Source organism: Streptomyces mayteni (assembly GCF_054783955.1).
In genome coordinates this window covers 78,050-92,021 of the sequence record NZ_BAAGPR010000023.1, presented here as the reverse complement: position 1 = coordinate 92,021, position 13,972 = coordinate 78,050, and the positions used below count along the sequence as shown (strand labels likewise).

Below are 13,972 nucleotides of genomic sequence, written 5' to 3'. Positions count from 1 at the left end.
GTCGGCGTCGGTCTCGGCGTCGCAGACCGCGAGCCGGCCGGCTGCGGCGGCGGTGGCGAGCGCCGCGGCCAGGCGGGCGCGCGGGGCGCGCACCGTGGCCAGGTCGACGAGTTCGACGGGCAGCGGCGCGAAGGACTCGGCGAGTGAGCGGGGCGGCGCGACGGGTTCGGCCCGCCAGGCGTCGGTCAGGTGCAGGGGGGTGTCGCCGAGGTGGACGACCCCGGCGCGGACGGTGCGGCCGGCGGCCGGCAGCGCGGTGGCGACCACCACCGGGGCGCCGTCCTCGGCCAGGGCGGTCGCGGTGGCGGCGGTGTTGCCGCGCAGCAGCGAGTCGATCTTGACGAGCACCGGGGTGCCCGGGGTGGTGGCGGCCAGCGCGGTGCGGACCCGGCCGGCCGCCGGGGCGGGTGCCAGGTAGCGGGAGTCGAGGTCGAGCACGGTGGCCTCGCCCGGCAGGCGGGCAGGTTCGGCCAGATCCTGACGGAGCGTCATCGGGTCAACGAGAAGCACCCGGCTGCGTGTTGTGCGCGAAAGCAGTCCGGCAGCGGTCTCGGCCGCCCCGGACAGATCGTCCGCGATGGCGAGCAGTCGCCGGCTGGGTGCGGGTGGCACGTGGCCTCCTCATGCGCGGGGATCGCGCTGGTGAGATCGGGATGCGGCGCGCCGGCCGACGTGCCTCCGCGGACGACGTGGGCCGGCGTGCTGCGCTTGATGATGACATACGGCGCGTGATTTACGCGAGGGGTCTTGCGCACAACGCGCACTCATGCGACTGTGGCCGACACGACAGCCCGGCCACCCGTGCGAAGAGGCGCATGTGAGGCCGCCCTGTCGGGGCCACTGAGTCGAACCCCTCGAACAAGGGACCCGAACCCGCCGGTCTCTCCTTCAAGCGTCAAGAGGTCAACGATGACCCGTTTCACCCCTCCGATCCTCGGCCGCCGCACCTTTCTCACCGTGGGTGCGGGCCTGGGAGCCGGGCTCGCCCTGAGCCAGTTGACCGCCTGCGCCGGGCCGACCGGGGCCGCGGGACCCGGCACCATCAGCCTGGGCCTCAACCGCTCGCTCATCAGCCTGGACAACAAGCTGAACCAGTTCGAGGCCGCCGTCACCGTGCAGCGCGCCGTACGCCAGGCGCTGACCAGCATCGACCAGGACCTCAAGCCCCAGCTGGTGCTCGCGGACAGCTTCGAGCTCGACGAGGCGTCGGGCAGCTGGACGGTCAGGCTGCGCGACGGCATCCACTACTCCGACGGCACCCCGGTGACCGTCGAGGACGTGGCCACCGCCCTCCGCTACTACGGCGAGGTCAACGGCTCCTTCATCGTCGGCCTCTTCCCCGAGATGCCCACCGTGGAGGCGGTCGACGACCGCACCTTCCGGCTGCACACCTCACGTCCTGTGGCGGTCCTCGACTACCTGATGGCCAACATCCACATCACCCCGGCCGCCGCCAACGAGCCCGTCGAGCTCAGCGGCGGAGTCGGCTCGGGCCCCTATGTCGTCACCCGCGCCAACGGTGGCACCGGCGAGTACGAGCTGGCCCGCAACGACCGCTACTGGGGGCCCGCGCCCTCGCTGCGGAACGTCCGGGTGCGGTTCGTCCCCGAGGAGTCGAGCCGGGTGGTCGGTCTGCGCAGCGGCGAGATCGACGTGATCGACTCGATCAGCCCCGACTCGGCCGACCAGCTCGACGGGATGCGGGGCGTGCGGATCCAGCGCTCCCCCGGCACCCGGATCAACCAGCTGTTCTTCAACTTCCGCAAACCGCGCGGCCATCCGCTGGCCGACCCGGCCGTGCGACAGGCGCTGACCTACGCGATCGACGGCCGCGCCCTGATCGACAACGTGCTCACCGGCTCCGCCCAGCAGGCCGAGGGCGTGGTGCCGGTCGCGCTGGAGGGCGCGGCCCGCACCGGCGCCTTCACCTACGACCCGCGGCAGGCGCGGCAGCGCCTCGACGCGCTCGGGGTGCGCGACCTGGAGGTCAAGATCATCTGGGAGACCGGCGAGTTCGCCGCCGACACCTTCATCATGGAGGCCGTCCAGGAGATGCTGAGCGACGTCGGGGTCCGTTCCACGCTCCAGCAGTTCGAGCCCGGCGGCGACATCCTCCAGTGGCGGCAGGGCAGGCGCGGCGACTGGGACGTGCTGGGCAACGGCTTCGGCAACCCGACGGGGCTCGCGCTCACCAGCCTCCAGGGCATGTACGCCGGCACCCCGGAGCGCGAGGCGACCAGGGACACCTACCAGGGCTTCGTCTACCCCGAGGTCGCCGGGCTGATAGCCGACGCCACCGCCGAGCCCGACCGGGACGCCCGCAACCTGCTGCTGGCCGACGTGCAGCAGCGGATCTGGGACCTGTGGCCCTGTCTGTGGGCCTTCGTGCCCGACGCGGTGCTCGCCCACCGCACCCGGATGACCGACCCGGTGCTCAAGCCCATCAACTCCTACGACCTCGCCTCCGTGGCGCTGGAGGGCTGAGCCATGGCCCGTTATCTCGCGCGCCGGCTCGGTCAGAGCCTGCTGACCATCTTCCTCACCGTCTCCACCGTCTTCGTCCTGGTCCGCCTCGCCCCCGGCGACCCGGCCACCTCCTACGCGGGCCCCAACGCCACCACCGAGGACCTGGCCAGGATCCGCGAGCAGTTCGGCCTCGACGACTCGGTGTTCTCGCAGTACCTGATCTTCCTGCGCGACCTGTTCACCGGCGACCTCGGCACCAGCTACTCCTTCCACGCCCCCGCGTTCGACGTGGTCATGGACCGGCTGCCGTACACCACCACGCTGGCCATCTCCGCGATCGCGCTGACCACCGTGGTCGCCGTGCCGCTCGGCGTCTGGATGGCCAGGCGCGCCGACACCAACCGCGAGATCGGCGCCAACATCGTCACCATCGCCGGACAGTCCATGCCGGACTTCTGGAGCGGCGTGATGCTGCTGACCGCGTTCGCCGTGCTGATCCCGGTGCTCCCCTCCTCGGGCTTCACCACCTGGGGTGGTCTGGTGCTGCCGACCGTCACCGTGGCCATCCTCCAGATGGCGCTGATCTCCCGCCTGGTACGGCGCGAGATGGCCGGCGCGCTCGCCTCCCCCTACATCACCGTGGCCCGCTCCCGCGGCGTCTCGGAGCGCGCCCTGACCTGGCGTTACGGGCTGCGCAACTCGGCCATCCCGGTGCTGACCGCGCTCGGCACCCGGTTCGCCGCGCTGCTCAACGGCGTGGTCGTGGTCGAGGTCGTCTTCGGTTGGCCCGGCGTGGGCTCCCTGGTGGTGCGGGCCCTGGAGACCCGCGACTACCCGCTGATCCAGGCCACGGTGCTGGTCACCGCCGCCCTCGCGATCCTGGTCCAACTCCTCATCGACCTGGCCTACCCGCTGCTCGACCCGCGGGTGCGCCTCGGAAAGGCGGCCTGAGCCATGAGCACCGCCCTGGACAAAACCGCTACCCCCGCCCCCCGGCCGAGCGCCGTCACCGCCGGGCAGCTGGCCGCCGCCACCGCCACCCGACGTGCCCGGGCCGCCAGGCTCAAGCTCTGGATCGGCACGGTCTGCACGCTGCTCGTGGTGGTGCCGATCGCCTTGGCCCGGCTGCTGCCGCTGGCCGGGCCCAACGACCAGGACCTCGGCAAGCGTCGCCTCGCGCCGCTCACCGAGGGGCACCTGTTCGGCACCGACCAGCTCGGCCGCGACGTGCTCTCCCGGATCCTGCACGGCGGCCAGGTCTCGCTGACCATCGGCGTACTCGCCGTGGTGGTCTCCGGCGTCATCGGCATCGTCGCCGGCGCCGCCGCCGGCTACTTCGGCGGCTGGGTCGACTCGGTGGTCTCCCGGTTGCTCGAGGCGCAGATGTCGCTGCCGCTGCTGATGATGCTGCTGCTCGTCGTCGCCCTGTTCGACCCCTCGGTGCCGGTGATCACCAGCGTGATCGCGGTGGCCCAGTGGCCCGAGGTGGCCAGGCTGACCCGCTCCCTGGTGCTGGTGGAACGCGAGAAGCCGTACGTGGCGGCGGCCCGGATGCTGGGACTGCACCGGATCCAGATCCTGGTCCGGCACATCCTGCCCAACATCATCCGCCAGGCCACCCTCGTCGTCCTCCTTCTGCTCGCCCAGGCGGTGCTGCTGGAGAGCGCGCTCAGCTACCTGGGCGCCGGCCCCCAGCGGCCGTTCGCCACCTGGGGACGGATCATCTCCGACGGCCAGGACTACATCACGACGTCCTGGTGGCTGGTCACCCTGCCTGGCCTGGTGATCGTGCTGCTGGTCGTCGGCGTCAACCTCATCGGCGACGGGCTGCGCGACCGTAGCCGGGTGCGCAGGACCGCGACGGAGGGCAACTGATGGCCACCATCGACACCCCGCAGGCGAGCCGGGACGAGCCACTGCTCGACGTGCGCGACCTGCAGATCGAGCTGATCACCGAGCACGGCGTGGTCCGGGCGGTGGACGGCGTCAGCTTCGCCATCGACAGCGGCGAGACCGTCACCATCATCGGCGAGTCGGGCTCCGGCAAGTCGACCACGGCGATGGGCATCCTGCGCCTGCTGCCCGACGGCCTCGCCGTGATCTCCGGCACCGCCCGCATCTCCGGCGTCGACACCGTCGCCAACCCGAGCGCCATGCCGAAGATCCTCGGCCGCAAGGTCTCGCTCATCCCGCAGGACCCGATGACGGCGCTCAGCCCCGTGCACACCGTCGGGCGGCAGCTCGGCGAGGCCATCAGGCTGCGCCACCCGGAGCTCTCCAAGGCCGAGGCCCGCGCCCGCGGCGTCGAGCTGCTGGAGCGGGTGCGGATCACCAAGCCGGAGAGCCGCTGGGACTCCTACCCGCACCAGCTCTCCGGCGGCATGCTCCAGCGGGTGCTGATCGCCATCGCGCTGGCGGCCGAGCCCGTGCTGCTGGTGGCCGACGAGCCCACCTCGGCGCTCGACGTCACCGTGCAGGCCGGCATCCTCGACCTGCTGCTCGAACTCCAGGAGCGCACCGGCATCGGCATCCTGATGATCACCCACGACCTGGGTGTGGCGCGGCTGGTCTCGGACCGCATCCATGTGATGCGCGACGGCCGCTTCGTCGAGTCGGGCCCGGTCGAGCAGGTCGTCGACGCGCCGACCGAGGAGTACACCAGGAAGCTGCTCGCCGCCGTGCCCGACCTCGGGCCCTGGGACGAGAGCTCCCCCACCGACACCGCGACCGACACCGTCACCGAGGAGGCCGGACGATGAGCGCCACCCCCTTCCTGTCCGTGACCGACCTGCGGGTCGACTACCCGATCCCGGGTGGCGTCCACCGAGCCGTGGACGACCTCAGCTTCACCGTCGAGCGGGGCGGCTCGCTGGCCATCGTCGGCGAGTCGGGCTGCGGCAAGTCGACCGTGGCGCGCAGCCTGGTGCGGCTGCTGAAGCCCACCGCCGGCCGGATCGAGCTGGACGGCGTCGACCTGGCGCCGCTCTCGGAGCGCCGGCTGCGCCCACTGCGGCACCGGGTGCAGATGGTCTTCCAGGACCCGTACGGCTCCCTCGACCCGCACTCCACCGCGCAGGAGATCGTCGCCGAGCCGCTGCGCGTGGCGGGCGTCCGCGACAAGGCGGAGCGCGCGAAACGCGCGGCCGAACTGCTCGACCGGGTCGGCCTCCCGACCAGCGCGCTGCACCGCAGGCCGGCCGAGTTCTCCGGCGGCCAGCGGCAGCGGATCGGCATCGCCCGCGCCCTGGCGAGCAGCCCCGAGCTGTTGATCTGCGACGAGGCGACCTCGGCGCTCGACGTCTCGGTACAGGCGCAGGTGCTGCGGCTGTTGCGCGAACTGCGCGAGGAGTCGGACCTGACCTTCATCGTGATCTCCCACAACCTGGGCGTGGTCCGCGAGATCAGCTCGGAGATCATCGTGATGCGGGACGGCCGCCTCGTGGAGTCGGGACCGACCGAGCGGGTGCTCGCCGCCCCCGCCGACCCCTACACCAGGGCGCTGCGGCGCGCCGCCCTGGATCCGGCGGCCATGCGGGGCCGCAAGCCCCGCTCCCTGGTCAGCACAGTCAGCGCCCGTGACCGCGGGCCGTCGAAAGGAGAAGCCGCGTGACCCTGCTCCCGGACATCCCCGTCCCGCTGTCGCCGTTGGTGCTCGGCACCATGACCTTCGGGGACACCGTCGACCGGGCGGGCGCCGAGGCGATGCTCGACCTGGCCCTGGACTCCGGGATCACCGCGGTCGACACCGCCAACGCGTACGCCGGCGGTGACACCGAGACCATGTTGGCCGACCTGCTGACGCCGGCCCGCCGCGAGCGGATCCAGCTCGCCACCAAGGCCGGCATGCCGCACCCGGACATCGGCGAGCACAGCCCGCTGTCGCCGGCCGGCATGCGGGCCGCGCTCGAGGGCAGCCTGCGGCGGCTGCGGACCGACCATGTCGACCTCTTCTACCTGCACCAGCCGGACCGGAGCGTGCCGCTGGCCGAGACGCTCGGCACGGTCGCCGAGTTCGTCGCCGAGGGCAGGATCAGGGCGCTCGGCGTCTCCAACTACGCGGCCTGGGGGATCGCCGAGGTCGGCCGGGTCGCCGACCAGGTGGGCGCGCCGCGCCCGGTGATCGCCCAGCAGCTCTACAACCTGCTGGCCCGCCGGGTCGAGGAGGAGTACCTGGAGTTCGCGGCCACCACGGGGCTCGCCACCATGGTCTACAACCCGCTGGCCGGCGGGCTGCTGACCGGCCGCCACCACTTCGGGAGCGCGCCGGAGTCGGGCCGCTTCGGCGACTCCAGGCTGGCCCCGATGTACCGGCAGCGCTACTGGAACCCGCGGCTCTTCGAGGCCGTGGAGCGGCTGGCCGACATCGCGGAGCAGGCCGGCGTCGGGCTCGCCGAGCTCTCGGTCCGCTGGCTGCTCGGCCGCGACGGCGTGACCGCGACGCTGCTCGGCGGCTCCAGGATCGAACACCTGAAGGCCAACATCGCCGCCGCGCAGGCCGGCCCGCTGCCGGCCGACGTGCGGGACGCCTGCGACGAGGTGGGCGCCGAGCTGCGCGGCCCGATGCCCGCCTACAACCGCTGACACCGCCGAACCCACGACCATCCCCCACCACCCCCATCCCCACCCCGAGAGTGAGGCCAACCCCGGTATGGATTCCGCCCGTTTCGCCGCCGCACTGCGCTCCCGCGAGAAGCTCGTCGGCTACTGGTCGATCGTCGGCTCCCCCGTGATCAACGAACGGCTCGCCAGGCTCGGCTACGACTACGTCTGCCTGGACGCCCAGCACGGGCTCTTCGGCTACCAGGAGATGCTCCAGTCGCTGACCGCCATCGACGCCGGCGGCGCCTCGGTCGGCATGGTCCGGGTGGTCGCCAACGACCCGGCGCCCATCGGCCGGGCGCTGGACGCCGGCGCCACGGGCGTGATCGTGCCGCTGATCGACACCGCGGAGCAGGCCGCGGCGGCCGTCTCCGCCTGCCGTTACCCGCCGGTCGGCCGGCGCTCCTACGGGCCGATGCGCGCCCAGCTGCGGATCGGCCCCAAGCCGTCCGTGGCCCACGAGGAGACGGTGGTGCTGGCGATGATCGAGACGGCGGACGGCCTCGCCAACCTGACCGACATCTGCGCCACCCCCGGCCTGGACGGCGTCTACGTCGGCCCCTCCGACCTGCGGATCGCGCTGGGCGGCGCGACGTCGACCGACCCGGCGCTCGATACGGAGTTCGAGGCCGCGCTGGTCCGGGTGAGGGAGGCCGCGGCGGCCGCCGGGATCGCCGCCGGCATCCACACCTCGGACGGCGCCTCGGCCGCCAGGCGGCTGGCCGAGGGCTACACCTTCGCCACCGTCTCGTCCGAGCTGATCCACCTGGAGCAGGTCGCCCGCGACCACCTGAGGACCGCCAGGTCCTGACCGCACGGCAATCGCACATCGGGACGACAGCGGGTCCAGGGAACGGAGTTGAGGAGAGCCATGAGCGAGACGCCAGCGTGGGGCGAGGCGCCGCCAGAACACCCCGACGGGGTGCTGCGGCCGCGTGCCGCCGACCCCGGCGTGGTCCAGGCGTTCCTGCCGGCGCCCGCCGTGCAGAACCACGCCGCCAGCCTGACGGTGCTGCCGGACGGCGCCCTGGGCTGCGTCTGGTTCGGCGGCACCCAGGAGGGCGTGCCGGACATCTCGATCTGGTTCTCCCGGCTCGCGCCGGGCGGCACCGCCTGGGAACCACCGGTCCGGCTCTCCGACGACCAGCACCGCTCGGAGCAGAACCCGCTGCTGTTCCCGACGCCCGCCGGCGAGCTGTGGCTGCTCCACACCGCCCAGCGGGCAGGTGACCAGGACACCGCCGAGGTCAGGCTGCGGGTCTCGGCGGACGGCGGCCGGAGCTGGGACGCGCCGCGCACCCTGTTCCCCGCGGGACCCGAGGGCGGGGTGTTCGTCCGCCAGCCACCGGTGGTCCTCGAATCGGGGCGCTGGCTGCTGCCGATCTTCCGCTGCGTGCCGGTGCCAGGCGCCAGGTGGACCGGCGAGCAGGACACCAGCTCCGTGCTGATCAGCGACGACGCGGGGCACAGCTGGCGGGAGCGGCCGGTGCCGGAGAGCACCGGGCAGGTGCACATGAACATCCAGCCGCTGGCGGACGGCACGCTGGTCGCGCTGTTCCGCAGCCGGTGGGCGGACCGGGTGCACCGCTCCGTCTCCCGGGACGGCGGGGAGAACTGGACGGCACCCGAGCCGACCGAGCTGCCCAACAACAACTCCTCGTTGCAGTGCCTGGTGCTGGCCGACGGCCGGCTCGCGCTGGTGTACAACCACAGCAGCCGGGCCGACGCCTCGGCCCGCCGGGTGTCGCTGTACGACGAGATCGACGAGGCGGGCCAGGCCGGGGAGGCCCGCCCGCCGGCGGCCGAGCCGGCCGGCCGGGCCTTCTGGGGCGCGCCCCGGGCGCCGCTGACGCTGGCGATCTCGGCGGACGGCGGGCTGAGCTGGCCGCTACGCCGGGACGTGGCGACCGGCGACGGCCACTGCCTGACGAACAACTCCCGGGACCGGCTCAACCGGGAGCTGTCCTACCCGACGATCGCGCAGACGCCGGACGGCGCGCTGCACATCGCGTTCACCTACTGGCGGCAGACCATCACCTACGTTCGGGTGACGCCGGACTGGGCAGCCGGGCCGACCAGCGCGGCACGAGCCGGCTGACCGCCGCCCGGTCGAGCAGGGTGGCCGAGGCGCAGCCGGGCGGCAGCACGCCCGCCTCGACCTCGGCTATCAGCCGGGCCACCGCCCGCCGGTGCCGGCCGAAGGCCGGGCGGGAGACCGCCCGGCCGCGCGCCAGCTGGCCGGCGAGCGCGGCCTCCGGCTCCACGTCGAGCAGCAGCAGGTGGAAGCCGCGCCGTCGGCGGACGGCGTCCCTGCCGAGCCAGCGGCGCACGAACGCGTTCCGCCCGCAGTCGTGCACCAGGACGCCGGCCGGCGAGCGCAGCGCACGCCATAACCGGGCGTAGTGGGCGGTCCTGACGGCGGGTCGGTAGACGGCGTAGGGCAGCCAGCGGGGCAGCCGCGCCTCCCAACGCTCCCGCTTCTCCTGGGAGTCGACGAGCACGAGCCCGCCGCCGGCCGCCGCCGCGACCCGGCCCATCAGGGTGGACTTGCCGCTGCCGGGCAGCCCGGACACCACGACTCTGGCTCCCGGCTCCCACGGCGGCAGCGGAGCCCGGGAACCGGCCTCCGGCCCGCGCAGATCGAGCACGGCGGCGCCGTTCGCCGGCCCGCTGGCCAGACCACTCGCGTCCTGTCGGAGCATGGCGATCACTCCCCGCCCTCGTGAGGCCCTCCGAACCGAGGAACCTCTTTGCAGTTCCTTTAACGGTCCGTGCCCCCGATGTTATCCGCCGACGCCGACAGTCGAAGGCCCCCGCCAGATTTCGGACACCGATCAACCCGGGGCCAGCCGCTCCCGCGTGGGGGCGTGTGCCGCCCCGAGGTGACGCGGGACACTGCCGGCATGACGGGGATGAGACTGTTCGCCGCGGTGTTGCCGCCCGAGCCGGTGCTTGACGAACTCGCCACGGCCGTAAGGGAGTTGCACCAGCTACCGGGCGCCGGGCGGCTGCGCTGGACCGATCCGGGCGGCTGGCACCTGGTGTTGGCGTTCTTCGGCGACGTGCCGCCCGAGCGGGTGCCGGAACTGCGCGAGCGGCTCGGCCGGGTGGCCGGTCGGCACGACCGGCACCGGCTTTCGCTGACCGGCGGCGGGCGGTTCGCGCAGCGGGTGCTGTGGGCGGGGGTGGCCGGCGAGGTGGGCGCCCTGCGCGGTCTCGCGGCGGCGACCACGGCCGCCGGGCGTCACTCGGGGATCGCGCTCGACGACCGCCGCCCCTACCACCCGCATCTGACGCTCGCCCGCGGCCGGGACCGGGTGGATCTGGCGCCCTACGCCTCCGCCCTCACCGACGTCGCCGGCGGCCCCTGGGCGGTCACCGGGTTCACCCTGCTGCGCAGCCACCTCCCGGCCGAGGGCGTCCCCGGCGAGCGGCCGCGCTACGAGCCGCTGGCCGACTACCCGTTGCGGCAGGCCGTCCAGAACGGCGAGGCCGGGTAGGGGTAACGTCGAGGAACCCGCCCGGAGAGGAAGAACGTGGCCACCGACCCCGCACCCCGGGTGCTCACCGAGATGACCGACCTGCTGCGCGGCGCCCCTGAGGAGCCGGGCAACATCCTGTGGCGGCTCGCCGAGTCGGGCCGCCAACTGGATGCCAACGTCGTCCGGTTGCGGCCGGACACCGGAGTGGGCGAGCACGTCGAGCCGGAGCTCGACGTGCTGCTCTATGTGACCGAGGGCGGCGGGCAGCTGCGGGTCGGCGGGGAGCCGCGGCCGCTGTCGCCCGGCAGCCTCGCCTGGCTTCCGCGCGGCACCGGCCGGGCGTTGGCCGCCGGCCCCGACGGCCTGGTCTACGTCACGGTGCACGGCCGCCGGCCGGGCGCGACCATCCGCACCGCCAGGGCCGAGCCGGCGGGCGGGGAGCCGGCCTGCCGGCTGCACCGGGTCTGCGCCGAGTGCGGCCGGCTGGCCGGCGAGTCCGACGCCCGGTTCTGCGCCAGGTGCGGTGCCGAACTCCCCGAACCCGCCTGAGCGGTGCCTTATTCGGAATGGATGGATGCCCCCGGGCCGAGCGGCAGGTCGAAGCCGTAGAAGATGCCGAGCACCGCGAGCCAGGCGATCAGGAACGGCACCACGAAGATCGCCAACCGGGAGAGCAGCGTGCCGAGTTGGGCGCTGGGTTCGTAGCGGCGCAGCAGCGCGAGTACCAGGAACAGGTACGGGTTCATCGGCGTGATCATCTGGGTGGCCGAGTCGCCGATGCGGAACGCGGCCTGGGTGAACGCGGGTTCCATCCCGAGCAGCATGAAGGTGGGCACGAACACCGGCGCCATCAGCGACCAGAGCGCCGAGCCCGAGGTGATGAAGAGGTTGAGCACGCACACCAGCAGCACGAACAGCGCGATGCCGAGGAAGCCGGTGAGGCCGGCGGACTCGAGCAGCGAGGCGCACTTCACCGCCAGCAGGGTGCCGACGCCCGACCAGTTGAAGACGGCGATCACCTGGGAGATCGCGAAGATCAGCACGATGTAGCCGGACATGTTGGTGACCGAGTCGGCCATCAGCCGCGGCACGTCGTCCGCCTTGCTGAGGGTGCGGACGGTCACCCCGTAGACGACGCCGGCCAGCAGGAAGGCGACGAACAGCAGCGGGACGACGCCGCTGAGCACCGGGGACGGCACCAGCGCGCCGCCCTCGCCGCGCAGCGGTGAGTCCGGCAGCAGCCAGCCGGTGACGACCACGGCGGCGTAGCCGAGGAAGGCGAGCCCCGCGTTGCGCATCCCGCGCTTCTCGACCGCGGTGACCTCGGTGGTGACGCCGTCAGCGCCGAGTTCGCCGCTCGGGTCGAGCTCGGGCTGGGGCAGCCTGGGCTCCAGCACCCGGGCGGTCAGGAAGCCGCCCATCAGCGCCAGCACCGCGCTGGCCGCCGCGGTGAAGAAGTAGTTGACCAGGATGTGGGTGGGCGCCTCGGCCCCGTTCGGCAGCACGGTGACGGCGGTCTGGGTGATGCCGGTGTAGAGCGCGTCGAGCGAGCCGATGATGAAGCCGGCCGCGTAGCCGGCGCAGACGCAGGCGAAGGCGCCGATGAGCCCGGCCATCGGGTTGCGGCCGGCGCTGCGGAAGGCCAGCGCGGCCAGCGGCGGGATCACCAGGACGGCGATGTCGCTCATCACGTGGCCCTGGCAGGCGACGAACGCCATCACGTAGGGCAGCACCCGGGCCGGCGCCCGGGCGATGGTGGCCCGCACCACCGTCTCGAGCAGCCCGGTCTTCTCGGCGATGCCCACCGCCATCATCATCAGCAGCACGGTGCCGAGCGACGGGAAGCCGGTGAAGTTGGGGATCAGGTTCTCCAGCAGCCACCGCAGGCCCTCGCCCGTCAGCAGCCCCTTGACCTGGAGCTCCTCCTCGCTGCCCGGCACGGTGACGCGGGCGTCGAACGCCGCCAGCGCCGTGGAGACCACGGCCAGCACCACGAAGAGGATGGCGAACAGGTAGAAGGGGTGCGGCAGCCGGTTGCCGGCGCGCTCGATGCCGCCGAGCACGCGGTCCAGGAGTCGGCCTCCGGAGCCGGATCCTGGGCCGGATCCCGGCGCGGCCGGGGCGAGGGTGTCCTGCATGACGGGGTACCTTTCGAACGGGCCTGGCGTCAGCTCGCGGTCTTGGGAGCCTTGCGGACGACGCCCTGCTGGACGACGTACCGGACGTTGTCCGGTGCGGCGAGGACGGCGATGTCGGAGAGCGGGTCGCCGTCGCAGACGACGAGGTCGGCGGCCTTGCCGGCCTCGAGGGTGCCGATCCGGTCGGCGAGGCCGAGCAGTTCGGCGGCGGTGCTTGTACCGGCGAGGATGGCGTTCATCGGCGTCATGCCGAGCGCCACCAGGTGCATCAGCTCGCGGAGGTTCTGCGCGTGCGGGCAGACCCCGGCGTCGGTGCCGAGCGCGATCCGCAGCCCGCGATCGATGGCGCGGGCGATGTTCTCCCGGGTGATCCCGGACCAGCGGACCTTCTTCTCGTAGTGGTAGGGCGCCATCTTCGACTTGTCGATGCCGTCGAAGACGGTGGACAGCGTGGGCACGACGAACACGCCGCGCTCCCCCGCCAGGTCGCAGGCCTCGTCGTCCAGGCCGTAGCCGTGCTCGACGCTGGTGACGCCGCCGCGGATCGCGTTGAGGATGCCGGCGGTGCCCTGGGCGTGGGCGGCCACCGGGCGGCCGCCGTGGCGGGCCACCTCCGAGACCACCGCGCGGATCTCGTCCTCGGTGAGGCCCTCGTCCTCCGGCTGGTCGTGCGGGCTGCCCATGCCGCCGGTGGCGCACAGCTTGATGACGTCGGCGCCGTCCCGCAGCAGCCGGCGGACCGCGATCCGCACCTGGTCGACGGTGTCGGCTATCTCGCCCATGCCGCCGCTGGTGTCGATGCCGGAGGCGGTGGTGAAGTCGGCGTGCCCGCCGGTGTGTCCCATGATCCGGACGGCGGTGTGCAGCCGGGGGCCCTCGATCAGGCCCTCGGTCACGGCGGTGCGGAAGCCGGCCGGGGTGCCGCCGAGGTCGCGGGCGGTGGTGATGCCGGCGTGCAGGGTGCGGCGCATCCGCTCGGCGGTGCGCAGCACGCCCACCGTCGGGTCGGCGGCGAACTGGGTGGAGAGCTCGGACATCGAGCCCACGCCGAAGTGCACGTGGCAGTCGATGAAGCCGGGCAGCACGGTGCGTCCTGCCACGTCGATCACCCGGGCGCCCGGGGTCGGCTCCGGGGCGCCGGCGGCCGGCCCGACATAGGTCAGGTCGCCGTTCCCGTCTGTCCGGATCTCGCCGTCGGAAACGGGCTCGACGCCCGTCCCGTCGATGATCCGGGCGCCGGTGATCGTCAGCGGGGTGGTCGGCACAGCGGCTCCTTGCCGGTAGGGG

The 13,972-nt window shown here is 73.2% G+C and carries 14 protein-coding genes; 10 read left to right on the top strand and 4 right to left on the bottom strand.

The features are described from left to right. A partial coding sequence (locus ACYVPE_RS13610) for a four-carbon acid sugar kinase family protein (RefSeq protein WP_461033796.1) occupies positions 1-612 on the bottom strand: 612 nt, incomplete at its 3' end. Between the two features lie 297 nt (positions 613-909). On the opposite strand from ACYVPE_RS13610, the gene ACYVPE_RS13605 reads away from it, so the two are divergent. The 8 genes from ACYVPE_RS13605 to ACYVPE_RS13570 all read left to right on the top strand — a co-directional run bounded on the left by ACYVPE_RS13605 (position 910) and on the right by ACYVPE_RS13570 (position 9,163). Beyond that, on the top strand, positions 910-2,484 hold the full coding sequence (locus tag ACYVPE_RS13605) for an ABC transporter substrate-binding protein (RefSeq protein ID WP_461033795.1): 1,575 nt from the start codon (positions 910-912) through the stop codon (positions 2,482-2,484). Between the two features lie 3 nt (positions 2,485-2,487). Next, positions 2,488-3,417 carry an ABC transporter permease gene (locus tag ACYVPE_RS13600; protein WP_461033794.1) on the top strand — a complete coding sequence of 310 codons (930 nt, stop codon included), beginning with the start codon at positions 2,488-2,490 and terminating at the stop codon, positions 3,415-3,417. A 3-nt stretch (positions 3,418-3,420) separates the two neighbouring features. Beyond that, on the top strand, positions 3,421-4,341 hold the full coding sequence (locus ACYVPE_RS13595; protein ID WP_461033793.1) for an ABC transporter permease: 921 nt from the start codon (positions 3,421-3,423) through the stop codon (positions 4,339-4,341). Further along, on the top strand, positions 4,341-5,225 hold the full coding sequence (locus tag ACYVPE_RS13590; RefSeq protein WP_461033792.1) for an ABC transporter ATP-binding protein: 885 nt from the start codon (positions 4,341-4,343) through the stop codon (positions 5,223-5,225). Before ACYVPE_RS13595 ends, ACYVPE_RS13590 begins: the two co-directional genes overlap by 1 nt. After that, on the top strand, positions 5,222-6,076 hold the full coding sequence (locus ACYVPE_RS13585) for an ATP-binding cassette domain-containing protein (protein WP_461033791.1): 855 nt from the start codon (positions 5,222-5,224) through the stop codon (positions 6,074-6,076). Before ACYVPE_RS13590 ends, ACYVPE_RS13585 begins: the two co-directional genes overlap by 4 nt. Next, on the top strand, positions 6,073-7,047 hold the full coding sequence (locus ACYVPE_RS13580; protein WP_461033790.1) for an aldo/keto reductase: 975 nt from the start codon (positions 6,073-6,075) through the stop codon (positions 7,045-7,047). Before ACYVPE_RS13585 ends, ACYVPE_RS13580 begins: the two co-directional genes overlap by 4 nt. A 67-nt stretch (positions 7,048-7,114) precedes the next feature. After that, a complete protein-coding gene (locus ACYVPE_RS13575) occupies positions 7,115-7,876 on the top strand; it encodes an HpcH/HpaI aldolase family protein (protein WP_461033789.1) in 762 nt (253 codons plus the stop codon). 60 nt (positions 7,877-7,936) lie between these two features. After that, a complete protein-coding gene (locus ACYVPE_RS13570; RefSeq protein WP_461033788.1) occupies positions 7,937-9,163 on the top strand; it encodes a sialidase family protein in 1,227 nt (408 codons plus the stop codon). Here the strand turns inward: ACYVPE_RS13570 and ACYVPE_RS13565 are convergent. Then, positions 9,099-9,767, bottom strand: a complete 669-nt coding sequence (locus tag ACYVPE_RS13565) for an AAA family ATPase (RefSeq protein ID WP_461033787.1) — start codon at positions 9,765-9,767, stop codon at positions 9,099-9,101. The two genes, ACYVPE_RS13570 and ACYVPE_RS13565, sit on opposite strands and share 65 nt — an antisense overlap. A gap of 201 nt (positions 9,768-9,968) precedes the next feature. On the opposite strand from ACYVPE_RS13565, the gene thpR reads away from it, so the two are divergent. Together thpR and ACYVPE_RS13555 are read left to right on the top strand one after the other, a co-directional pair. After that, positions 9,969-10,565, top strand: a complete 597-nt coding sequence (gene thpR, locus ACYVPE_RS13560) for an RNA 2',3'-cyclic phosphodiesterase (RefSeq protein ID WP_461033786.1) — start codon at positions 9,969-9,971, stop codon at positions 10,563-10,565. A 36-nt stretch (positions 10,566-10,601) separates the two neighbouring features. Then, positions 10,602-11,096: a cupin domain-containing protein gene (locus ACYVPE_RS13555; protein WP_461033785.1), complete on the top strand. Its 495-nt coding sequence runs from the start codon at positions 10,602-10,604 to the stop codon at positions 11,094-11,096. Between the two features lie 8 nt (positions 11,097-11,104). Here the strand turns inward: ACYVPE_RS13555 and ACYVPE_RS13550 are convergent, their stop codons facing one another. Next, positions 11,105-12,685, bottom strand: a complete 1,581-nt coding sequence (locus tag ACYVPE_RS13550) for an AbgT family transporter (RefSeq protein WP_461033784.1) — start codon at positions 12,683-12,685, stop codon at positions 11,105-11,107. A gap of 29 nt (positions 12,686-12,714) precedes the next feature. Next, the gene (locus ACYVPE_RS13545; protein WP_461033783.1) at positions 12,715-13,950 is read right to left on the bottom strand and encodes a metal-dependent hydrolase family protein; all 1,236 of its coding nucleotides are present in this window, start codon (positions 13,948-13,950) and stop codon (positions 12,715-12,717) included. Positions 13,951-13,972 lie beyond the last annotated feature (22 nt).